Source organism: Hyphomonas atlantica corrig. (genome assembly GCF_017795365.1).
Taxonomy (GTDB): Bacteria; Pseudomonadota; Alphaproteobacteria; order Caulobacterales; family Hyphomonadaceae; genus Hyphomonas; species Hyphomonas atlantica.
In genome coordinates this window covers 2,314,980-2,337,527 of the sequence record NZ_CP051254.1, presented here as the reverse complement: position 1 = coordinate 2,337,527, position 22,548 = coordinate 2,314,980, and the positions used below count along the sequence as shown (strand labels likewise).

Genomic DNA, 22,548 nt, shown 5'->3' with positions numbered 1-22,548 from the left:
CCCTAACCCTCGATCTGCCTACGCTCATCTTCTGTCAGAACGCTTGCCAGCCGCTCGAGTTCGGGCCCCGCACTGTGATTGCCCATATCGTGGGCGCGGCTGAACCAGCGCCAGGCTTCAACAAAGTCTGGCTGTTCCTTTCCATGTCCACCCGCATGCGCCATACCGAGGTTGAACGCACAACGATTGTCACCCAACTCCGCGCCCTTGTCCCACCAGGCTTGTGCCTCCGCAAATTGCTTGGGACCACCCTCGCCGGTCATCATCATGACGCCCAGGAACGTAATGGCATTCACTTCACCGAGATGCGCAGCCTTCTCAAACAACGCGCGGGCCTCAACCTCGTTGCGCTCACCCCCGAGGGCACGAAGCTTCATGAAGCCGAGATTGAACATTGCAGGCGCAAGTCCCGCCTCGGCAGCTTGTGCGTAATACGCGCGAGCGGCGGCGAAATCCTGATGCACACCCCGACCGTGGTGCAGCATCGCGCCAAAATTGTTTGCAGCAGCAGCATGGCCTGAGTCTGCAGCGCGACGCATCAACGCGGCTGACTTCATCAAGCTTTCGCCCCCTTCGCCATCAAGTAGCAAAGCCAAAGCTTGTTCGAACAAAACATCCCCGTCCGCCATGCCCCACACGATATGCAATATCGGCTCGCTGAAAAGTGATTTTGTCAGTTGCGAGCTCAGAAAGTTGAATGGGCGCTTCGCGTGTAACCCAATTGGAATATTTGATTTTTTTGGAATCTCATTCCTCTGCATGCACGTTTAGAGGTAAGTGGCACAATTCCAGATGCAGAACGCCAATTTCGCGGCAATGTTCTGCCTCATGCACTCGGGTGTACGTGGGATCACTCCGGGACTTGGCGGCGCCTTCTCGCAGCAACCTCAATGGCTTGAAACAAACACACTTTTGGAGGTCAACTTCGCCAGATGCCCACAATCAGAGGTTTTATACCTTGCCGCAAAACATCATCTGTCTTCTGTTGCTGCAATTGCAGGATCAACGGATCGACGCAAGCATGTAAGCTGGCCCAAAATCACGTTGGAGCGACGAACACATGATCAAGCCCTGGTCCATTCTCGAGAGCCGACAGACCTTCAAAGACCGATTTCTCTCTGTCCGAACCGATGTTTGTCAAAGGGACGATGGTCACATCATTGACCAGTACCACGTGCTTGAGTTCACAGACTGGGCGACAATCATCCCCATCACGGATTCCGGCAATATCGTGCTGATCCGGGAGTATCGTCATGCGGGCGAGGTCGTGCTGCTCGGTCTTCCCGGAGGCGTTATGGATGCCGGTGAAACTGATCCAAAAATCGCTGCGCAGCGGGAATTGGGGGAAGAAACGGGATATTCGGCGCGGGATTTCGTTCCTGTCGGGACGTGCCATCCGAACCCTGCGGTCCAAAACAACCGCCTCCACTTCTTTCTCGCGAGCGGGTGCCGAAAGACAGATGTTCAATCTCTTGACCCGAACGAAGAGATCGAAGTTCTGGAGATGCCCTATCAGGAGTTTCTTTCGTATGAGAAATTTGATGCGCAGCACGCTCATCACGCGGCGGCACTATTTTACACCGAGCGGTATTTCGGCAAGCATCCGGAAAAACGACCGTGAGGAGATGCCATGCCTGCCTTTCAACCAACTGCCGACCAATTTCGTGCCTTTCGGGATGACCCGCACGATGGCCCCGTCGCCCAGGTAAACCTGCTGAAGTTTAGAATTAAGGCTGAGTACAAACCGGAAGATCCAGAATTTGGTGAGGAAATTGACGGTCAGACAGCCTACATCCGCTATTCCGAAGCGTTCACCAAAGCTGCCGCTGAAGTCGGCGGCTCGACGACACTTCTGGCGACCACGGAACGCTATTTCATCGGTCAGGGAGACTGGGATGGCGTTCTGGTCAATCATTTTCCCAATCGACAGGCCTTCATCGCGACACTGAACCACGCTGAATACAAATCCATGTCTCGCCATAGGGACGCTGGTCTCTTGTGTCAGGAGTTGCTCGTCACCCGCCCGATCTGGCTGAGTGGAGACAAGCTATGAGCCGTTACGATGTTTATGGTGCGCTTGGGTCTCCGTATTCCATGAAAGTGCGGGCGGCGATGCGCGCAAAACGTTTGGTCCATACGTGGACTGGGATGACGGCCGAAGACCGGCAATCCGTTATGCCGAATGTGCGCGCGCCGGTAATTCCCGTGATCCGGAAACCGGATGGCCAATGGACGAATGATTCCACGCCCTTCCTCTTGTCGCTTGAAGGAGAGGGGCGTGATTTGCTGCCGCCCTCCCCGGTTGCGCGCTTCGCATGCCTGCTTTTGGAAGACATGGCGGACGAATGGTTCATGAAAGCAATGTTTCATTATCGCTGGGCTTATGAAGACGATGCCGAATGGTGCGCGAATTGGCTGATGTTCGACTCATTGCCGAATGCGGGCCAAGACTCGGTTGAGGCAGCCGCAAGTACCATCCGTGAACGGCAGATTAGCCGGATGGCCCTTGTGGGCTGTACGCCCCAGACCGGCCCCTTGATCGAAGCAAGCTGGAAACGGATTTGCAGCGAGTTGGAAACTCTGGCCACGAGCCCGACCCGCTTCCTGTTTGGAGATCGCATCTCGCTCGCCGATCTCGGCTTCTACGGCCAATTGAAAGTCATGAGTGTTGATCCCACTCCGATGCTGTGGCTGCGCAAGGAAACACCCTATCTTTATCGATGGCTGGACCATGCCGATGATGCCAGCGGAATCGATGGCGACTGGGCGGAAGGCATTGCGCCCATTGTGGAGAACCTTCTGCGCATTGCCGGCGATACATATTTGCCTTTTCTGAAGGCAAACGCGGACGCGCTTGAGCGCGGCTTGGACACTTTCTCACTTGAGATAGAGGGCCGGCCGTACGAGCAAGGCGTCTTCAAGTATCAGGCTAAATGTCTGCAATCGCTGCGCTCGGATTGGAGTGACCTGAGCGCTGACGACCAAGATGCGCTATCGTCCATGATCGGCCCCGGCAGCCGCATCCTGATGGCGGGCAGCTAGACATTAAACTGCTCGCCAGCGCAAACCGCCTCCTTTTGGTGGTTTCCATTCTGCCAGGATCGCCTCAAACTCCCACGGTCAATCAATCGAGGAGTCCGTAAGTGACGAAGAAGCTGTCCGCCATATCTGATCTGCTACACCATCGGGCGCGAGGCCTGTCGAAAGGCGAGCCGATATCTTTGCCCATCATGGCCAGCACGACCTTCATGCTGCCGGGTGACCCGGATGGAAGTCATTTCTACGGCCGCAATGGCAACCCCACGATAGAAACGGTCGAAGCGGAAATCGGCATTCTCGAGAATGCTGAAACGGTTCTCTTTCCGTCAGGCATGGCCGCGATTTCAGCCGTGTTCCACACCCTGCTTCGCCCGGGCGACAAGGTGCTTGTCCACGCGGATGGCTATTACAATGTCCGCGCTTTATTAAGCGAGCATTTCGAACCACGTGGTGTAATCGTCGAAGCCTGCGCGACGGTAGACATGGCGGACGCTGACTTGACGGAATGTCGGCTGGTGATGATCGAAACGCCGTCGAATCCGGGACTGGATGTTTGTGACATTGCTGCGATTGCGGACCGGGCGAAATCTGCTGGCGCGATCCTCGTTGCGGATAACACGACAGCCACCCCGCTCTGCCAGCAGCCACTCGATCTTGGGGCCGACATTGTGTTGATGGCTGATACGAAAGCCATGGCCGGGCACTCTGATGTGCTCTGCGGACATGTCGCAAGCCGGGACACTTCCTTGATGAACAAGGTTCGAACCTATCGAAGATTGGCAGGCGCGATTGTCAGTCCGTTTGATGCGTATCTGCTTCATCGCGGGCTTGAGACGCTGGAATTGCGCGTTTCTCGGGCAAACCAGAATGCGCTTGCGGTGGCTAAAATGCTGAATTCGCACCCCCTTGTTCAGTCTACACGCTATCCAGGCCTCCCCCATGACGCGAGCCATGCCGTCGCGTCTCGTCAAATGCGCGAGTACGGACCAATCGTCAGCTTCACGCTGCAGGATCGACAGTTCGCAGAAAAATTTATCAATAACAACGAGTTAGCCGTGCCCGCGACCAGTTTTGGGGGTGCTCACACCTCTGCTGAATGCCGTATCAGGTGGGGCGATAAGGTCACAGATGGATTCATTCGTTTGGCCTGCGGCATTGAACCCACTGAAGACCTTGTAAACGCAACGGAAAATGCTTTACGAGAATTGGGGTCCGAATAGTCGTATAAAAGTGACTTCGCGGACGAAGTGGTATAGCGTTTGCCTCTAACGGGCAGGGGTCTCGTTTGATGAAGCGTTTGAGTATAGTTCTGTTTTTTGCCTTGCTTGGTTTGGGCGTCTGGGGGTGGTTACGCATTAACCAGCCCGAACCGCCTATGGCATTGACCGAAGCGCTTCGTATAGACCAAGGCGAAATTCGGGGTGGTGTTGATCCTGACAATCCGGAAGTGGAAGTCTTTAACGGCATCCCCTACGCCAGCGCACGTCGGTGGTCGGCGCCGACAGCTCCGCCGCAATGGGGCGCAATCACGCGTGATGCACGCGACTTCGGACCGGAATGCCTGCAGCCTCGCGGGCATATGGATCAGGTCGTAGAACGGATCATCGATGGCAATGGCCTTCCCTGGTGGAAGCGCACACTCGCTAAACGTCTTATCGCCGCTCAGCCAGAACCGCTTCAAGCAGAAGACTGCCTCTTCCTGAATGTGCGCACCGCAAATCGACACGGCATCAAAAAGCTGCCGGTTATGGTTTGGATTCACGGTGGTTCACACCAGACCGGGGCGGGATCATCTGCATTTTATCAGGCAAATGGGCTTGTCGAAAAAGGCGTTGTACTCGTCACGTTCAATTACCGCCTCGGCCCGTTTGGATACATGGCTCACCCTGCCCTTTCCGAGGAGTCTGGAACATCTGGCAATTATGGCCTGCTCGATCAGGTTGCAGCCCTTCGTTGGGTACAGTCAAACATCAGTCGTTTCGGCGGCGACCCGAACAATGTGACGATATTCGGCGAAAGCGCAGGCGCTCAGTCAGTCAGCGAACTCATGTCTACTCCGCTGGCTGACAATCTGTATGACAAGGCCATTCTACAAAGTGGCGTCAGCAGCTATAACGCTCTGCACCTGGACCACTCAGCCCTTCCCAACATTCAAAGCTCTGAGGAGGTCGGCGTCGAATTCCTGTCGACCCTTGCGAACGACACTGCAACAGCGGATGGTTTGCGCGCAATACCCTCTGGCGCAATCATTGATCGCGTGCTTGTACGGCAAGATCTCACCAAATACTTCCTGCCAACCGTGGACGGACAAATCTTGCCGCTGCCCATAGGTGAAGCCATTCGCGATGGCGGCGCAAAGCGCGTTCCCCTTCTGGCCGGGTACAATGCCGATGAAGGCACGATCTTCTACCCTGATCGCAAATCACCCACTGCCCTTAGCGACACGATTTCCGGCTCAATGGCTCAACGAGAAGCAATGCTGGAAGGCGTCTTCGGCGTAAACTCGGCCAAGGCCTTGCAGGCCCTGTATGGCATGACCAGTCTTGAATCGTGGGACCGGGGCGCAGAGAAAATGCTCGGTGACGACTGGTTTGGCGTCCACACGCGATTTCTTGCAAAGGCAAACGTTGCGGCGGACCAGCCGACCTGGCTCTACCATTTCAGCCGCACGCCTCCGGGCAAGTCACAGACGCTCGGCGCGCACCACGCGGCCGAAATTCCGTTTGTCTTCAACAGTCATAGTGGCTTCCTGCCATTGTCTGGCGATGACGACATCCTGACGGAAAGAATGACGTCTTACTGGACGAATTTTGCCAAGACCGGCAATCCGAATGGAGACGGGCTACCTGAGTGGCCCGCTTATACACCTGATGATGATATCTGGCTGGAACTCGATCACGAGATCAAGCGCATCAGCAGACTACGCGCCCGAAAGCTGGACATCTTTGAAAGCAATCTGAATCACAGGATCGATGCGATCAAGCAGTCGAAGACGCCGCTTGAGCTGATCGAAAACACCGCGCTGCTTTCAACAGCAGCAGGCCTAGGCGGTGAGGAGCGTATCGCAAATAGCGACTAGGCCCTCCTGATCCACCTGATCGAAGGCGTCCAGTTCAGTCGAATCCACATCCAACACCGCCGCGAGCTCTCCATTCGCATCAAACACCGGAACCACAATCTCGGAGTTGCTGGCCGAGTCGCACGCGATGTGACCTGGAAATGCATGTACGTCTGGCACGATAACGGGCTCGCGACTCGAGGCGACATGCCCGCAAACACCTTTACCGAACGGGATACGCAGGCACCCCAGCGTGCCCTGATAGGGGCCGACAACCAGTTCAGCATCCTTCAACGGGTCTACGACGTAGAACCCCGTCCAGAAGAAACGCGGGGCGAAAGCCTGCGACAGAATACAGGACGCCGTTGCGTACCGCGCAGTAATGGACGTCTCGCCAGAGACGACGCTCTCGATTTCCGCCTTCAGCTCCCGGTATCTTGCCGCCTTGTCCATGTTCTGCCTCATCTCTGCCTTGGGCGGGCTATATCGGGTGGATGAGTTCACTTCGCAATAGGCCGTTGATGCCGCTGGAAACCTCTGAAATAGTCAGGGAGAGTCAAGGCGCTGGAGACGACCACCGCCATGAGGGGAGACTGTTTGTGGGCCGGACCGGACGCCTGAGCATTGCGTTGCTGATGGCCGCAATCCTGTCCGCCCCGATTTGGGCCCAGTCGGACTACGATCTGGATAATGTTCCTGCTGGACCCGAAATAAATGAAGAGTGGGATGGCGGAGTTGGCCTGGAAACAGACCTGAATGCGCTCGAAGCCGCCCATGCCGAGCTCATCGCCATGTCCGATCTGCAATTGGAACGGCCAGAGGCCGACCCGATTGAGTTCGAGCCATCGGAACCACCCGGCTGGCTTTCCAGCCTTGTAAAGCTTCTCGGCCACCTGGGGCCCCTGCTCAAGTTCGTTTTTTACGCCTGCATCGTGCTGGTGGTGGCAGGCGTTCTGTATTTTCTCTTCGGCGAAGCCATGCGCATTCGGTTTGGCGGGAAGAAAGACAAGTCAGAGGGGGACGAGGACGATATTGTGCCGGACTTCCGCCCCGACCAAGCCACGGCCCGGTCGTTGCTTGAGGAAGCCGACGCTCTCGCACGTGAAGGTCGTTTTGCCGAAGCGGTTCATCTTCTGCTGTTTCGCTCCATTGAAGACATTCAGTCGCGCGTCGAGATGGGCGTTCCCCGCTCCATGACAGCGCGAGAGATTGGCAGACTCGGTTATCTGCCAGACAGGGCCCGCTCAGCGCTCGGCCCAATTATCGCGATTGTCGAACGCAGCTTCTTTGGTGGCCGTGATGTAGACGAAACGGGATGGCAATCGGCCCGCGCGTCTTATGAGGATTTTGCCTTCGGTGGAGAGTGGGCATGAGCCCTCGTCCGCAATCTGACTCGCCGTTCAGCGCGAAAGTCGTCGGCATTCTCGTCGCGGTCGCGCTCTTCTCATTTGGAGCCATCATGGTGCTGGCCGGGTGGGCGCCTGAACTGCGCGACAAGGATGTGGCAGGGTCTCATCCCTACTCAACATCAGCCCTCGGATATCAGGGCTTTGTTCGCCTCCTCGAAGCGCAAGGCTACCCCGTAGAAATATCACGGCTTGAGCGAACGCTTGAAGAAAGCGACTGGGGACTGTTGATCCTGACCCTACCACTCTGGGGCGGAAACGACGCGCTCGAAGATTTCGACTCATCACGCACGACGCTGCTCGTATTGCCGAAATGGGATGGCATTCCGGATGCGCTGGACCGAACGAAACAGCATGATACGCGTTTCAAGAACGCACGCGTTCTGAACGACCTGCTGGACGACCTGAACCTCGACGCCACAATAGGCCGTATCGAAGTGCCCGCTACTGTGGACGGCGCATTCGGAACACTGTCTCCCAAGCCAGACGTCAAAATGCAGGTGCTGGACAGCGAAGCCCTGGACCCCATTGTCACAGCAGACGAACACATGCTGCTGGCCTACGCTCCCGATGCTGGCATCTACGTGCTCTCGGACCCGGACCTGATAAACACGTTCGGACTGTCTGAGTTCGACAACGCGGAGTTCGCCGTAAAGATGGTGGATTTCATGCGATACGACGCGGATGAACCGATCATATTCGACGCAACGCTTCACGGCTTTGTTCGATCTGAGAACTTGCTGCAAATGATGTTCGACATCCCATTCATTGGCGCGACGTTGACGGCGCTGATGGCCGCCCTCCTGCTTGGCTGGGCTGCGCTTGTCCGGTTCGGCCCACCGGTCCAGGAAGCACGCGCGATTGCGCTCGGGAAGCAGGCACTCGCCGACAATTCGGCCGGTCTGATTACCATGGCCCGCCGCGAGACACGACTCGCGCCGCGCTATCTGGATCTGATCAGGCGGCGCGTCCAACGCGATATCGGAGCGCCCAAGTCTCTGACCGGCGACCAACTCGCGGCCTTGCTGGACCGCCTCGGAGAGGATGAAATTTCCGGCAAACGCTTTACGGATTTTGCCGCCGGGTTGAACGGCCCCGCTGACAATCGCGACGACCTCATGAACAAGACCCGCGAACTCTTTCGCTGGCGCCAGGGAATTATCGGGAGATCCATGAATGAACGTAAATGACATCAAGGCGCTGGCAGATCGCATTCGCGGTGAAGTGCGCAAGGCCGTCGTCGGCCAGGACACAACGGTGGATATTCTCCTGACGGCAATCTTCTCGTCGGGTCACGTCCTGCTCGAAGGCCCTCCGGGAACCGCGAAAACCTTGCTTGCCCAATGCTTCGCGCGCTCAATATCACTGGGCTTCGGGCGGATACAGTTCACTCCAGACCTGATGCCAGGCGATGTTCTGGGCACGAATTTGTTCAACTTCCAGACAAATGAATTCGCCCTCACAAAAGGGCCGATTTTTACCGACCTTCTGCTTGCTGACGAGATTAACAGAACACCGCCCAAGACCCAGGCTGCCCTCCTGGAAGCGATGCAAGAGCGAAAGGTCACAATTGATGGCGACAGCTACAGACTCAATGACCGTTTCACGGTGATCGCCACCCAGAACCCGATCGAGCAGCAGGGCACTTACCCCCTGCCCGAAGCCCAGCTTGACCGATTCCTGTTCAAGCACACGCTGGACTATCCGAGCCGCGAGGAAGAGATCGCAATCGTCGGCCAGCACGGCACTCGTACGGGCATGAAGACACCTGCCGCGTTCGGCATTGAAGCTGTTGTCTCTGCTGAGGAGCTCACCGAAGCCGTCAGTTCCGTTTCAGAAGCGCGCCTTCAGGATGATATCATTTCCTACATTGTCGACATCATACGCGCGACCCGCACGTCACCCGCCCTGGAAACCGGGGCTTCGCCACGCGCGGCAGCCGCGCTCGCCACAGCAGCGCGCGCCAGGGCTGCGCTGGACGGTCGGGATTTCGTTATTCCAGACGATGTGAAGCTCTTGGCACTGCCAGCCTTGCGCCACCGCGTATTGTTGTCACCGGCCGCCGAAATCGAGGGCAAGACGACCGATGAGACCTTGTCAGCCATTATCGAGCAGACGGCAGCTCCACGGTGATTTCACCAACTCCCCGCGCCATCTTTCTGATGTTGCTCGGCGCGCCCCTTTTGGTGGCAATTGCCCTGTTGCGCCCGGAATGGTGGATCGTCTGCGCTGGATGGATCGGCGCTATCTCCGGCCTGATGCTGATCGACGCCGTCATGTCAGCTTCCTTGCGTGCATTCCGGGTCGAGATCGAGTCGCCACCGCTCCTTTATGTTGGCGGGAGTGACCCTGCCGATCTTTCGCTGACGTTCGAGAGTGGCGCACTGCCAAGGCGGATCGAAGTCCTGCTGGAGGTAAACGAGTTTCTCCAGACCATTCCGCCTGCCGGGTTACGCGGATGGCAGGGGCGAACCCGCGCATACTCCCTGCCCTTGACACCGACGCGGCGAGGAATGGCACAGCTCGTCAAACTCTGGAGCCGATGGACAGGCCCACTAGGCCTGATCCAGAAACGGCATGTTCATCCCCTTGAACGGGATATCCCCATTACGCCCAACATCCGCTGGGTAAAGGATGAAGCCATCCGGATTTATTCGCGGGACGCTGAATTTGGGATCAAGACACAGTTTGAACGCGGCGACGGGAGTGAGTTTGACGCCCTTCGCGAATTTACCACCGGCATGGACCGCCGAGCGATAGACTGGAAGCATTCCGCGCGACACAGGCATCTTCTGGCCAAGGAGTTCAGGACGGAACGAAATCACAACATTGTCTTCGCCTTTGATACCGGGCGCCTGATGAGCGAACCGCTCGGCGGGGTTCCAAAGATTGATCGCGCCATAAATGCCGGTTTGCTGCTCTCATTCGTTTCATTGCGAAATGGCGACCGGACGATGGTGTACGGATTTGATGCCAAGCCCGGACTTATGAGTGGTTTCATGACAGGCCAGCGGAGTTTTACCAAAGCCCAAGACCTGACCGCTCAACTGGACTACTCGACCGAGGAAGCCAACTTCACCCTCGCGCTCTCTTCCCTCGCCAGCAAACTCGAACGGCGCAGCCTGATCATCATCTTCTCGGATTTTGTCGACACCATCTCCGCCGAACTCATGCTGGAAAACATCCGGCGCCTGACCGACCGGCACCTCGTTGTCTTTGCGACATTCGAAGATCAAGCCCTGTCCGATATGGTGGATGCACCTCCCAACACGATCAATGATGTGACCCGCGCAGTGATCGCCGACACACTGATGGCCGAACGGGATACGGTGCTGCTTCGACTTCAGCGAATGGGTGTTCAGGTCATAGAGAGCAAGCCCGAAGCCTTTGGACCGGAGCTCATCTCGCGCTACCTGCAGATCAAGCAGAGGGACATGCTATGAGTGACCTTCTCAAATCGTATCGGTTCCGCGAAGAACGTGAAGCGGACTGGCGCAAGCTCGACCTGATTCTAACACGCGCAGAGAATTCCGGCGTAAAGGCGCTGACGGATGACGAAATGACCGCGCTGCCACGGCTGTATCGTCAGGCGGTCTCTTCGCTGTCTGTCGCGCGATCCATATCCCTGGATCAGAATGTGACGGCCTATCTCGAAAGCCTCTGCACACGGGCCTACTTCTTTGTATACGGCGCCCGCACTTCCATCGGCGAACGCATGATGGATTTTCTAAGGCGGGACTGGCCAAGCTGCGTGGCCTCCGCTGTTGGCCCTACACTTCTGGCTGCCCTGTTCCTGTTTGGAGGTTGGGCGCTGGCATTCTTTCTCTGTATGCAAGACATGGAATGGTTTTGGACCTTTCACGGCCAAAGCTTCTTCGACGGCCGAAATCCGGACGCGACCGTCGAATATCTGCGATCAACTATTTATACGGAGGAAGGAGAGATCAATGATGGTCAACTGACATCTTTCTCCAGCTACCTCTTCAACAACAATGCCCAGATTGCCCTGTTCGCCTTCGCCTTGGGATTCGCGTTCGGCATCCCGACAGCATGGCTCCTTGTCTACAATGGCGTGATGATGGGATCGCTGCATGCTGTCTTCTGGCAGAAGGGCCTTGGCTATGAATTTACCGGCTGGCTGATGATCCACGGCACAACAGAACTGTTTGCCATCGTCCTTGCGGGCGCAGCCGGATTTGTGATTGGCGGCGCTGTCGCGTTTCCCGGACAACTCACTCGCCTGAACTCCGCCCGGCGGGCAGGACAGAAGGCCGCGACGATGGCGATGGGCTGCGTCATCATGCTGATCATTGCTGCCTTGCTTGAAGGGTTTGGTCGCCAATTGATCAACAGTGACGTGATCCGTTACATTGTTGCGTTCAGCATACTTGGCCTGTGGTTCTCGTATTTCTACCTGCCGCGAAAGGTGGAAACTGCATGAACTCCACGGTCCCCCACACACATGGCAAGGTCAGCGCGGCAGACGTGAATGCCGCTCGATTGCGGCGCGCCAGACTGCAGGAGCAAATTCGTCGGTCAAAGCTGGAACGACGGCTCGTCACACCTGAAGGCGCAGCGATACATCTGAAGCTGGCAACCGCTTCCGAACGCGCCGGCGCGTTCATGATTGACGTCGCAATTCAGTGGGCGATCGTTATTGCCACTGCCCTGGGGCTGAGCTTCGCGATGATGGCCATGGATTCCGGCAGTGCAAATGTGGCCTGGGCGGTATGGCTCGTCTTCTATTTCTTCGTACGCAACTTTTACTACATCTTCTTCGAACTCGGCGCGAAAGCCGCGACGCCGGGCAAACGCGCGCTGGGTATTCGAGTAACGTCTCGAAGCGGAGGACGACTGACCGCCAACTCAGTCCTCGCAAGAAACTTCATCCGCGAAATCGAGGTCGGCTTGCCATTTCAGTTCCTGATGATGGGGGGTGACCGTGTTAGCGGCTGGATGGCGTTGCTGGGACTTGTCTGGTCCGGCATTTTCCTCCTGTTTCCCATCTTCAACAAAGACAAGATGAGAGTGGGTGACCTGATCGCGGGAACGTGGGTCATTCGCTCGCCAAAAACAAAATTGATGGGCGACATCTCATCGTCCGCTGCTACGACAACTCAGGATCGGTTTGCCTTCACACCGCAACAGGCGGATGCGTACGGTATCCACGAACTACATGTTCTGGAGGATGTGCTTCGCCAGTCGACGCAGGACGTCAAAGCACAAGTCGCGCTGCGTATCCGCGCGAAGATCGGCTGGCGCGCTCAGCCCGGCGAAACAGACATCGCCTTTCTTGAAGCGTACTACGCTGCGCTGAGACGACGGCTCGAACAGCGCATGATCTTCGGGGACCGCAAGACCGACAAGTTCGATACGCGGTGATGGGCTTAAAGCCGCCCGCGAACCCAGTCCCGGGTCAGGAAGCCATCTATCAGATCACATACCAGACCCAACTCGACCAATGCAGATGCATACCGGCGCGGATCCACCAACGTCTGGAAGATTGAACCCGCTTCAAACTGATCGTCCGCTTCAAGCGCGAGCGTCATATGCCCATCCTCGAAAACGCCGCGCAGCTTTCCGCCTGAGAAGTGCCGCTCCAGGGCAATCAGGCGCTCCATGCGATCAGGTGACAAGAGTGCCCGCGCCTCAACCTGGTCTGTGGAATAGACGGTGAATGCGTCTTCCAATTCCCTGGAAATCAGATCCACACGCTTCAGGTCACCCGCATCGCGACCGCGCTTCCACCAACCGGACCGTGCCATCACAGTCCGCCCCAGAAAACGCTCCGGATACTCCACATGAGCCAGAATGCCCTGAAAAACGGTCGTGCTGTTTTTCCCGCCGGTTTCGAGGCGAGCCTCAACCAGCACGAACTTCGCGCCGGCCCTTTCCCCTGAAATCATATCCTCGAACTTGCGCCGCGAATGGCTAGGTAGCAGTTTTGCTGCCTTGAGAACTTCGTAGGCTGGGGTGGGCGCCTCGATGCCATTGCCGGACCCCGTGGAGATCATGCCGAATGGCGTTGGGACAGTCTTTCCCGAACCGGCGGAATAGGCCGCACTCAGCTCCGTCGCGCGCTGCATCAGAGACCGAAAGTCTTCAACGCCTGAAAGATCTGGATGCAAAGTATCGTAAGAGAAGCCAAACGGTTCACATGCGGCAGCGAGAACCAATTGCTTGGTCTGGGACTTCATCGTGAAAACCCTGATCCAGGCGGGACCGGACACGACCGCCGCGAACAGGATGATCACAAACATGATGCCCGGAAACATCATGTTGAATGACATCAGGGAAGAAATGGCGAGAAGAATGGCGACAAAAATCGGCAATCCCGCGCCGATACACGACCGCGTGATCGCAGTTCGAATGGCTTCCTTGCGATCAGACTCGCGGCGCGCGAGCTCCGGCCTCAAGACATCTGACCAGACTTTCGGCACATGGGCGAACTCAGGCCGCTTTGCAGACAACACCTCCAAAGACGGTGCGCCTACCAAAGCATCACTCAGCTTTTGTGGATTGAACCCCGACATGCCGCTCCCCCTAATCTGATCGACCCCGGTCCCGTCCGGGATGCCATCAGGCGGCCAGCGTCAACTCTCGCGAGGCTGTCACGCAATTTCGCCCATTGGCCTTGGATTTATACAAGGCTGAATCGGCCAGTTCGAGCATTTCGTCAAAGTCCGAATTTGGCGGCAGAATGGTCAGGCCGAAACTGGCCGTCACACTAACCGGCTGCCCATCAACGATCATCACATGGTTTTCAATCGAGGACCGAAGACGCTCACAAACGCTATGAGCCTGCTCAGCGTCGACATTACTTAGCAGGATGACGAATTCCTCACCTCCCCAGCGTCCAAGCTTGTCGAAAGGACCGCGCAGTTCGGAATATGCCACCGCGGCAATCTCGCGGAGAACCCTGTCCCCAGCGGCGTGCCCGTGCCGATCGTTGACCGCCTTGAAGTAATCAATGTCAAACAACGCAACGGCTGCGGTCATTTCTGTCCGCCCCATACGGGCCATTTCCTCGCAAGCGAACTGTTTGAAGAATTTTCGGTTCAGCAAACCGGTGAGAGCGTCTGTAGACGCCATGTCTTCGAGGGTTCGCTGGTAGATGCGCATCTTGTATTCGTGTTGTGCTGCAATTGCTGCAGTTGGGACCGCCACGCAGGCCGCAATGAACAGATTTGCCACGATAAATTTATGAGGATCGGTCGGAAAGCCCATCGAATAAACAATCACGGAAAACGTGAAACAGAGGCAAAGCGCCGTGATCGCCACAAAGGCGAAAAAGGTCAGCGATTCGACCAGATCCTCTAGTTTACCCTGCACATCCTGTCTCCCGGTTATGGGGATGTTGTCGCACAGGAGTTATATTTTACCGTCAATCTGCCGAGATATTTTCTGGCATTGCCATTCATATTTTGGAAAGAAGCTATCTTACCAATCTCATAAGCCGCTTTGCACGAAGCGTGCGATCCTTACAAAAATTTCGCAATGACGAACTTGACGCTGCCCCAGCGCCCTCTTAACTGCCCACCATCGTTAGCAGTCAGTAGGGGTGAGTGCTAAACCTCCCTGAATGTTCCTGCTCGCGAGCTAAATTCAATTGAACTCGTCAAAGAGACAAGAGGGCTAAATCCAATGAAACTTCGTCCCCTGCACGACCGTGTCGTCGTGCGCCGCGTCAAGGAAGAAGAGAAAACCAAAGGCGGGATCATCATTCCTGACACCGCCAAGGAAAAGCCGCAGGAAGGCGAAATCGTTGCTGTCGGCAACGGTGCCATTGGCGACGACAACGAGCGCGTTGCACTCGACGTCAAAGTCGGCGATCGCGTTCTCTTCGGCAAATGGTCCGGCACGGAAGTGACCGTCGACGGCGAAGAGCTGCTCATCATGAAAGAAAGCGACATCATGGGTGTGCTGGAGAGCTAAGCTCGCGCCCGTCGCATTTCATCAGACAGAATTCTCAAAGAGGTAATCAACAATGTCAGCCAAACACGTAGTTTTCGGCGCAGAAGCACGCGAGCGCATGCTGAAAGGCGTAGATACGCTTGCCAATGCTGTGAAGGTAACGCTCGGCCCGAAAGGCCGTAACGTCGTTATCGAAAAATCCTTCGGCGCTCCGCGCACCACGAAGGACGGCGTCACCGTGGCAAAAGAGATCGAGCTTGAAGACAAGCTGGAGAACATGGGCGCGCAAATGCTGCGCGAAGTCGCTTCCAAGGCAAACGACGTTGCTGGTGACGGTACAACGACTGCAACCGTTCTTGCTCAGGCCATCGTTCGCGAAGGTATGAAGCGCGTTGCCGCCGGCATGAACCCAATGGATCTGAAGCGCGGTATCGACAAGGCCGTGACGGAAGTCCTCAGCGACCTGGCTCACCACTCCAAGAAAGTGAAGTCCAACGACGAGATCGCCCAAGTTGGCACGATCTCCGCGAACGGCGACACCGAAGTCGGTGGCATGATCGCTGAAGCCATGGCGAAAGTCGGCAATGAAGGCGTCATCACAGTTGAAGAAGCCAAGTCGTTGGAAACCGAACTGGATGTCGTTGAAGGCATGCAGTTCGACCGCGGCTACCTGTCCCCGTACTTCATCACGAACCCTGACAAGATGATCGCGGAACTCGAAGATCCGTTCATCCTGCTTCACGAGAGCAAACTGTCCTCTCTGCAGCCAATGCTGCCGATCCTGGAAAGCGTTGTTCAGAGCCAGAAGCCGCTGCTCATCATCGCCGAAGACGTCGATGGCGAAGCATTGGCAACCCTGGTGGTCAACAAGCTGCGTGGCGGCCTGAAAATCGCAGCAGTCAAAGCACCTGGCTTCGGCGATCGCCGCAAAGCCATGCTGCAAGACATCGCAGTTCTCACCGGCGGTCAGGTCATCTCCGAAGACCTGGGCATCAAGCTCGAGAACGTCTCCATGGACATGCTCGGCACCGCAAAGCGCGTTTCGATCTCCAAGGACGACACGACCATCGTTGATGGCGCTGGCGCGAAGAAAGACCTTGAAGCTCGCGTTTCCCAGATCCGCAAGCAGATCGAAGACACCTCGTCCGACTACGATCGTGAGAAGCTCCAGGAGCGTCTGGCGAAACTGGCTGGCGGCGTTGCTGTCATCAAGGTTGGCGGTGCAACCGAAGTAGAAGTGAAAGAGCGTAAGGACCGCGTCGACGACGCGCTGAACGCAACACGCGCTGCTGTTGAAGAAGGCATCGTCCCAGGCGGCGGCACGGCACTCCTGTCCGCTGCTGGCAACATTGACGTCAAAGGCGCCAATGATGACGAGCAAGCCGGTATCGACATCGTTCGCAAGGCTCTGGAAGCTCCGGTTCGCCAGATCGCCGAGAACGCCGGTGTCGAAGGTTCGGTCGTTGTTGATCAGATCCGCCGCGGCAAGGGCAAAGGCTTCGGCTTCAACGCCCAGACCGAAGAATATGGCGACCTGGTCGGCATGGGTGTGATCGATCCGGTGAAAGTTGTTCGCTCTGCCCTGCAGAACGCAGCATCTGTCGCTGGCCTGCTGATCACCACCGAAGCCTCGATCGCAGAAGCACCGAAGAAAGAATCCGCTGGCGGCGGCATGCCCGACATGGGCGGCGGCATGGGCGGAATGGGTGGCATGGGCTTCTAAGCCCAACTGTCCCAGCCAAATTGCGAGAGGCAGCACTTCGGTGCTGCCTCTTTTTTTGAACCCGAGATCTTGAACGCACGCCGATTTAACTTCTCTGCCCCCGCGGCAACCTCCTAGACTTGCAAAAAAACAAACTGGGAGAAAACGCCGTGACGGCTGCAGAGGAACTGAATTTCGGAGACATGCTTGACGTGGTTGGGGATCTCCTCGGCCCGGAAGACCTGGCCCTGGCGCATGGAAGCCGCCGTATCTACTGGCCGGAATTCACGGCGCGCTCCAATCGACTGGCGCGCAATCTACGTGCAATAGGTGTGGAAACCGGGGACAAGGCTGGCTTCTATCTGCGCAACCAGCCAGAATACACCGAAGCCCTCGCCGCGAGCTTCAAGGCGCGCTTTACCCATGTAAACGTCAACTACCGCTACCTCGCTGACGAACTTTTCTACATTTTCGACAATTCAGACTCTGCCGTCGTTTTCTACGACGCTCAGTTTCTTGACCAAGTCGAGCTCGTCCGCGGGCGTCTTCCGAAGGTGAAAGTCTGGGTTCAGATCGGCGACGGGGACATCCCGGATTGGGCTGAGGATTACGAACGTCTCGCTACGGAGGGCGACCCCTCGCCGCTCGGCATTGAGAGGTCTGCTGACGACCTCTTCTTCCTTTATACCGGCGGCACGACCGGCATGCCCAAAGGCGTGATGTGGTCACAATCGGTTTGGAGGCAAGCCGCCAGGGAAGGCGCGGAAAAGGCGGGACTCCCCTACCCGTCGACACTGGACGAATTCAAGATGGCGGTCGAATTGATGGGGCGCACCGCCCGCCAGGTTCCCGCCTGTCCTCTGATGCATGGGACGGGCCTCTTTACCGCGATGGGAGCGTTCCTGGCTGGCGGTGCCATCATTACACTGGAACAGAATACCAGCTTTGACCCCGAGAACCTCTGGGACACGGTCGACGAACATGGCGTCACCAGCATGGCCATCGTGGGCGACGCGTTTGGCAAGCCGATGCTGAAAGCTCTCGATGAAAATCCGGGGCGTTGGGATGTCAGCTCCGTACAGACCATTGTTTCATCGGGCGTGATGTGGAGCGCTGAAGTCAAGCAGGGCCTGCTCAAGCACATGCCTCAGGCCGCAATGATGGACAGTTTCGGCTCATCGGAAGCTGTTGGGTTTGGATCCTCTACGACTACAGCCGAAGGCGGCACGCAAACATCGAAATTCGAAATTGGCCCGAACTGCAAAGTGTTCTCCGAAGATGATCGAGAAGTCGTCCCCGGCAGCGGAGAAGCCGGCATTATCGCGCGCGGTGGTGCCGTGCCGCTCGGCTATTACAAGGACGAAGAAAAAACCGCCAAGACGTTCAAGACGATCAATGGCATGCGCTACGCCATTCCGGGTGACTGGTGCACCGTGGAGGCAGATGGCACGATCACACTGCTCGGTCGGGGGTCGAATTGCATCAACACCGCAGGCGAGAAAGTGTATCCCGAAGAGGTCGAGGAGGCCCTGAAAGAGCACAAAGCGGTGAAAGACGCACTCGTCGTGGGCATACCCGACGACAAATGGGGCAACGCCGTCACGGCCGTCGTCGCTACAGACGCGGACGTCAGCGAGGATGAGTTGCGTGAATTCGTGCAAAGTCGCATTGCGCGTTACAAGGCGCCAAAGTCTATTCTGTTCAAGGATGATCTGGGACGTGCACCCAACGGCAAGGCAGACTATAAATCCATCAAGGCGTATGCCCTCGCCCAGCTTGGCGTCAGCCAATGAGCAGGAAACCTCTCAGCGTGTAGGCCACGACCGCCACGACGAGCATGGACACAAAGGCGATACCTACGAACCAGAGGAGCCGCTTCGCAAGAGGCGGCTCCTCTCCGTTTTCTTCCGGACGAACAGGCTCAATGCGCATGATACCCGTCCCCTGGTTTCACCTTGCCCCAGAAAAGGCTGTAAACATATGCCGTGTACGCCAAAATAATGGGTAGCATCACCAAAGCGCCAACAAGCATGAGCATCAGCGCATTGTTGCGGGCCGCTGCCTCCCAGATCGACACCTCGTAAGGCACAATAAACGGATAGAGGCTGACGCCCAACCCGATATAGCCGCTCAGGAAAATGCCCGCAGCCAGCAAGAACGGCCGCCAATCCGGCGCACCGCCCACCTTTTTCTGCTTCATGGACAGGTCCCGCCACAACCACAGCACCAAAGCCATTCCTGCCAGTGGCACCGGAGCCAGCGGCAAGAAGCGCGCCGGGTTGATTTCCGTCATGGAAAAGCCCCAGCGGTCTCCGATCGACGGGTCTACGGACAATGTTGCAAAACTCACCGCGAGAAAACAGATCGCCACACCGGCGAGCGCCATCCGCCCCCATTTGCGGGCTTTGGCCTGTAGCGCGCCTTCAGTTTTGAGCACGAGCCAGCAGGCCCCCAGCAGCATATAGCCGATCACAACCGATATGCCCGTGAGCAGGGAAAATGGAGTCAGCCAGTCGAATGCACCGCCAGCGAACGCGCCACCCTCGACCTGAATGCCCTGAACCATTCCGCCCAGCATGATGCCTTGAGAGAACGCAGCGGTGAACGAGCCGCCATAAAAAGCTCCATTCCAGAACAATCGCGTAGGTCGCCGCACCGCCTTGTGCCGAAACTCAAAGGCGACTCCGCGGAAGATCAAGGCCGCAAGCATGATCAACACCGGCAAATAAAAAGCAGGCATGATGATGGCATACGCAGTCGGGAAGGCCGCGAAGAGACCGCCACCTCCAATGATCAGCCAGGTTTCATTGCCGTCCCAGACAGGCTCAACCGTCGCCGTCATCATATTGCGTTCTTCTTCAGACTCCGCGACCGCCGTGAACATGCCGACGCCAAGATCAAATCCATCCAGCAGCACATACATCATGACACCTACCGCGAGGATCAGGGCCCAGATAAGGGGAAGGTCTATAGCCATGTCTGCCTCCTATTCCGCCGCAACGATATCGTCGGATGTTTCTGCCTTGTCGTCGACCGCGCCCATCGGCGATCCAGGCGGGCGACGCTCCCGGCGCGCGGGATCGGGCGGGGTATCGTCGAAGCCTCGCGTGGCAATGCGCGCCATGTAGACGACGCCAGCCGTGAAGATGATCGCATAGACAATCATGAATACGAGCAGCGACGTTGCCACCTGCCCGGCGGAAACTGGCGACAAACTATCAACCGTCCGCAAGTGACCGTAGACAGTGTAAGGCTGGCGCCCCACCTCAGCCGTGATCCATCCTGTCACCACCGCGATAAACCCGAGCGCCCCTGCCGGAACCGCTGTAATATGAAACAAGCCAGGCTGGTCGATCTTCTTGCGCCACCAGAGGAAGCTCCCCCACAGGCCCATCGCCAGCATGCCAAGTCCGGCCGCGACCATGATGCGGAATGCGTAGAACACCAGCCAGAGCGGAGGACGCTCCGACTCCGGGAAATGATCCATACCGTGCAATTCTTCGCCATCTTCGAGACCTGGGAAAAGGAAAGGGCTAGTGCCCGGCACAGTGATACCCGCATGCCCGCATTCGGAATCGTCCGGCCAGGCAATAAGCACAGTGCCCTGCACTTCCTTCGTCTCGCACCAGCCTTCAACGACGGCAATCTTCGCGGGCTGATGCTTATGCGCGACCTCGCCAGACCAGTGGCCCACCATGATCTGAATGGGCAATAGTACAGCCAGCGTCCCCGAGGCCATGCGGATCTGCCATTTGGTCGGCTCGGTGATACGACCCTTGATGACCTGCCAGGCACCCGCCGCAAGGATTACTGCCGCAGTTGTCGTATAGGCGGCAAGCAGCATGTGAGAGAAGCGGCTAGGCAGGCTTGGATTGAAGATCGCCTCAATCCAGCTGGTCGCATAGAAATTGCCAGTCTCCGGATCAATCGCGAATCCTGCCGGCGTCTGCATCCAGCTATTGGCTGCCAAAATCCAGAAGGCCGAAATCGTCGTACCAATCGCAACGGCAAGCGTGGCGACAAAATGCAACTTTCGACCGACCTTCTGCCAACCGAACAGCATGACGCCGAGAAATGTTGCCTCCAGAAAGAACGCCGTCAGCACTTCATAGGCCAGCATGGGGCCCATGACACTGCCGGTGATCTCCGAAAACAGGCTCCAATTCGTTCCGAACTGGTAACTCATCACCACGCCGGACACGACGCCCATGGCAAAGGCCAGGGCGAAAATCTTTACCCAGTGCAGGTAAAGCCGCTTGAACACTTCCTTGCCCGTTTTCAGCCAAAGGCCTTCACAAACAGCAAGGAACGCAGCGAGCCCGATCGTGAAGGCTGGAAAGAGAATGTGAAACGCGACAACAAATGCGAACTGAAGTCGCGATAACAAGAGTGCGTCAAATTCCATGAACCTGCTCCGTCTGGTATATGAGCGTTCTCTAAATTACTTCGTCGGAATCTCCAAGCTGTCGAGCTGACGCGCGCCGGTCTGACGCAGCGACACAATGACGTTCAGGATTTGCGGCGCAGCGTCCTGAAGATCGCGTCGGCACGGGCAGCAATCCCACCATCCGCCTTGATCAGTTGCGCCGTCACATGAACCATATCGCCATCGACCAGTGTCACCTCGGGGTGTGCCTCCAGCCAGGTTCCTTCGCGGACAATGTCCATGAACTCCATGGTGAGCTTCAGCGTGACGGACATTTTTCCTGTTACACTCCACACGGCCCATGCCAGCGCGCTGTCCGAAAATGAACAAGTCATCCCGCCATGTAGAAAGCCCATGCCATTGCAGTGACGGTCGAGCACCCACATGCCTGTGCGCAAATCACCCTCCGCAGAAGCGCGGAAGGTGGGACCGTTATGCAGGGTGAATTTCCCGCGGGAGGGCGTAGGCGCAAATCCCGGCGGCGGAGGTCTCAGCGGCTCAGCCGTTTCACTCACTCAGATTTCCGAAGATTTCATGCTGGACCACGTCACCTGGCTCGATACCGAGTTCAGCAGCCCGCCCACCTGCAAGCTCCAATACGCCCTTCACCGGGACTCCCGGATTGATGCGGCGGAGCGAGCCCGGCACGGTGTCGCGCGCGATCGCCAACACTTTCCCATCCGTATCAAGGAACAGCATGTCGAGTGAGATGAGCGTATTCTTCATCCACATGTTTGCTTCGCGGGGCTGACCAAAATCGAACAGCATGCCTGCGTCCGCCGCAAGTTCGGTGCGGTCCATCAGGCCTGTCGTGATCTCTTCAGGATCGTTGGCCAATTCGACCGTGAAGGTGTGAACCTCGTCACCCGACTGGATGGAAAGCGGGCCGGTCTCTAGCTGGGCGATCGCCGCCGGCAGGAAGATAATGAGCGATGCGATCGCAGAAGCAAAGAAACGTAGCATGCGTTGTGTTTAGACGGCTGCCAGCGACGCGGCAAGCGCT

The 22,548-nt window shown here is 57.1% G+C and carries 23 protein-coding genes; 14 read left to right on the top strand and 9 right to left on the bottom strand.

All coding sequences use genetic code 11. From position 1 onward, the window contains the following. Positions 1-2 precede the first annotated feature (2 nt). The gene (locus tag HF931_RS11345; RefSeq protein WP_273240189.1) at positions 3-557 is read right to left on the bottom strand and encodes a tetratricopeptide repeat protein; all 555 of its coding nucleotides are present in this window, start codon (positions 555-557) and stop codon (positions 3-5) included. A gap of 503 nt (positions 558-1,060) precedes the next feature. On the opposite strand from HF931_RS11345, the gene HF931_RS11340 reads away from it, so the two are divergent. The 5 genes from HF931_RS11340 to HF931_RS11320 all read left to right on the top strand — a co-directional run bounded on the left by HF931_RS11340 (position 1,061) and on the right by HF931_RS11320 (position 6,118). Continuing rightward, positions 1,061-1,621 (top strand): NUDIX hydrolase, encoded by a 561-nt coding sequence (locus HF931_RS11340; RefSeq protein WP_051602804.1) that lies wholly within the window; start codon positions 1,061-1,063, stop codon positions 1,619-1,621. Positions 1,622-1,630: 9 nt separating this feature from the next. Further along, positions 1,631-2,053, top strand: a complete 423-nt coding sequence (locus tag HF931_RS11335) for a DUF1330 domain-containing protein (RefSeq protein ID WP_035553852.1) — start codon at positions 1,631-1,633, stop codon at positions 2,051-2,053. After that, positions 2,050-3,042 carry a glutathione S-transferase N-terminal domain-containing protein gene (locus HF931_RS11330; RefSeq protein ID WP_035553856.1) on the top strand — a complete coding sequence of 331 codons (993 nt, stop codon included), beginning with the start codon at positions 2,050-2,052 and terminating at the stop codon, positions 3,040-3,042. Before HF931_RS11335 ends, HF931_RS11330 begins: the two co-directional genes overlap by 4 nt. A gap of 101 nt (positions 3,043-3,143) precedes the next feature. Next, a complete protein-coding gene (locus HF931_RS11325) occupies positions 3,144-4,259 on the top strand; it encodes a cystathionine gamma-lyase (RefSeq protein WP_035553858.1) in 1,116 nt (371 codons plus the stop codon). Between the two features lie 68 nt (positions 4,260-4,327). Then, positions 4,328-6,118, top strand: a complete 1,791-nt coding sequence (locus tag HF931_RS11320; protein ID WP_273240185.1) for a carboxylesterase/lipase family protein — start codon at positions 4,328-4,330, stop codon at positions 6,116-6,118. Here the strand turns inward: HF931_RS11320 and HF931_RS11315 are convergent. Continuing rightward, a complete protein-coding gene (locus HF931_RS11315; RefSeq protein ID WP_035553864.1) occupies positions 6,083-6,550 on the bottom strand; it encodes a GAF domain-containing protein in 468 nt (155 codons plus the stop codon). The two genes, HF931_RS11320 and HF931_RS11315, sit on opposite strands and share 36 nt — an antisense overlap. Positions 6,551-6,696: 146 nt before the next feature. Between HF931_RS11315 and HF931_RS11310 the strand changes: the two genes are divergently transcribed. From HF931_RS11310 to HF931_RS11285, 6 genes are read left to right on the top strand one after another with little or no spacing between them, the layout of a single operon-like run. Then, positions 6,697-7,470 (top strand): DUF4129 domain-containing protein, encoded by a 774-nt coding sequence (locus HF931_RS11310; RefSeq protein WP_051602805.1) that lies wholly within the window; start codon positions 6,697-6,699, stop codon positions 7,468-7,470. Further along, positions 7,467-8,693 (top strand): DUF4350 domain-containing protein, encoded by a 1,227-nt coding sequence (locus tag HF931_RS11305; protein ID WP_035553866.1) that lies wholly within the window; start codon positions 7,467-7,469, stop codon positions 8,691-8,693. Before HF931_RS11310 ends, HF931_RS11305 begins: the two co-directional genes overlap by 4 nt. Beyond that, on the top strand, positions 8,680-9,636 hold the full coding sequence (locus HF931_RS11300; RefSeq protein ID WP_035553868.1) for an AAA family ATPase: 957 nt from the start codon (positions 8,680-8,682) through the stop codon (positions 9,634-9,636). Before HF931_RS11305 ends, HF931_RS11300 begins: the two co-directional genes overlap by 14 nt. Continuing rightward, the gene (locus HF931_RS11295; RefSeq protein WP_035553871.1) at positions 9,633-10,946 is read left to right on the top strand and encodes a DUF58 domain-containing protein; all 1,314 of its coding nucleotides are present in this window, start codon (positions 9,633-9,635) and stop codon (positions 10,944-10,946) included. Before HF931_RS11300 ends, HF931_RS11295 begins: the two co-directional genes overlap by 4 nt. Beyond that, the gene (locus tag HF931_RS11290) at positions 10,943-11,944 is read left to right on the top strand and encodes a stage II sporulation protein M (protein WP_035553874.1); all 1,002 of its coding nucleotides are present in this window, start codon (positions 10,943-10,945) and stop codon (positions 11,942-11,944) included. The genes HF931_RS11295 and HF931_RS11290 overlap by 4 nt, the downstream gene beginning before the upstream one ends. Beyond that, entirely contained in the window at positions 11,941-12,885 is a 945-nt protein-coding gene (locus HF931_RS11285; protein ID WP_164473918.1) for an RDD family protein, read from the top strand. Before HF931_RS11290 ends, HF931_RS11285 begins: the two co-directional genes overlap by 4 nt. A 5-nt stretch (positions 12,886-12,890) precedes the next feature. Here the strand turns inward: HF931_RS11285 and HF931_RS11280 are convergent, their stop codons facing one another. After that, entirely contained in the window at positions 12,891-14,036 is a 1,146-nt protein-coding gene (locus HF931_RS11280; RefSeq protein WP_035553876.1) for a DUF3137 domain-containing protein, read from the bottom strand. A 46-nt stretch (positions 14,037-14,082) separates the two neighbouring features. Beyond that, positions 14,083-14,835 (bottom strand): GGDEF domain-containing protein, encoded by a 753-nt coding sequence (locus tag HF931_RS11275; RefSeq protein ID WP_051602806.1) that lies wholly within the window; start codon positions 14,833-14,835, stop codon positions 14,083-14,085. A gap of 312 nt (positions 14,836-15,147) precedes the next feature. Here HF931_RS11275 and groES point away from each other — a divergent pair, with 312 nt between their 5' ends. From groES to HF931_RS11260, 3 genes are all read left to right on the top strand, one after another. Next, on the top strand, positions 15,148-15,438 hold the full coding sequence (gene groES, locus HF931_RS11270; RefSeq protein ID WP_035553878.1) for a co-chaperone GroES: 291 nt from the start codon (positions 15,148-15,150) through the stop codon (positions 15,436-15,438). Between the two features lie 52 nt (positions 15,439-15,490). Next, positions 15,491-17,140: a chaperonin GroEL gene (gene groL, locus HF931_RS11265; RefSeq protein ID WP_035553880.1), complete on the top strand. Its 1,650-nt coding sequence runs from the start codon at positions 15,491-15,493 to the stop codon at positions 17,138-17,140. A gap of 182 nt (positions 17,141-17,322) precedes the next feature. Beyond that, positions 17,323-18,912 (top strand): acyl-CoA synthetase, encoded by a 1,590-nt coding sequence (locus HF931_RS11260; RefSeq protein ID WP_420537741.1) that lies wholly within the window; start codon positions 17,323-17,325, stop codon positions 18,910-18,912. Here the strand turns inward: HF931_RS11260 and HF931_RS11255 are convergent. The 5 genes from HF931_RS11255 to HF931_RS11235 form a co-directional block, all read right to left on the bottom strand. Then, a complete protein-coding gene (locus tag HF931_RS11255) occupies positions 18,902-19,051 on the bottom strand; it encodes a DUF2474 domain-containing protein (protein WP_155841932.1) in 150 nt (49 codons plus the stop codon). The genes HF931_RS11260 and HF931_RS11255 overlap by 11 nt on opposite strands. Beyond that, positions 19,041-20,096 carry a cytochrome d ubiquinol oxidase subunit II gene (gene cydB, locus HF931_RS11250; RefSeq protein WP_273240175.1) on the bottom strand — a complete coding sequence of 352 codons (1,056 nt, stop codon included), beginning with the start codon at positions 20,094-20,096 and terminating at the stop codon, positions 19,041-19,043. Before cydB ends, HF931_RS11255 begins: the two co-directional genes overlap by 11 nt. A 9-nt stretch (positions 20,097-20,105) precedes the next feature. Further along, positions 20,106-21,524, bottom strand: coding sequence for a cytochrome ubiquinol oxidase subunit I (locus HF931_RS11245; protein WP_273240174.1), 1,419 nt, complete (start codon positions 21,522-21,524; stop codon positions 20,106-20,108). Between the two features lie 104 nt (positions 21,525-21,628). Further along, positions 21,629-21,901, bottom strand: a complete 273-nt coding sequence (locus HF931_RS11240) for a PaaI family thioesterase (RefSeq protein WP_273243188.1) — start codon at positions 21,899-21,901, stop codon at positions 21,629-21,631. A 151-nt stretch (positions 21,902-22,052) separates the two neighbouring features. Then, positions 22,053-22,508, bottom strand: a complete 456-nt coding sequence (locus tag HF931_RS11235; RefSeq protein WP_273240172.1) for a DUF192 domain-containing protein — start codon at positions 22,506-22,508, stop codon at positions 22,053-22,055. Positions 22,509-22,548: the final 40 nt, after the last annotated feature.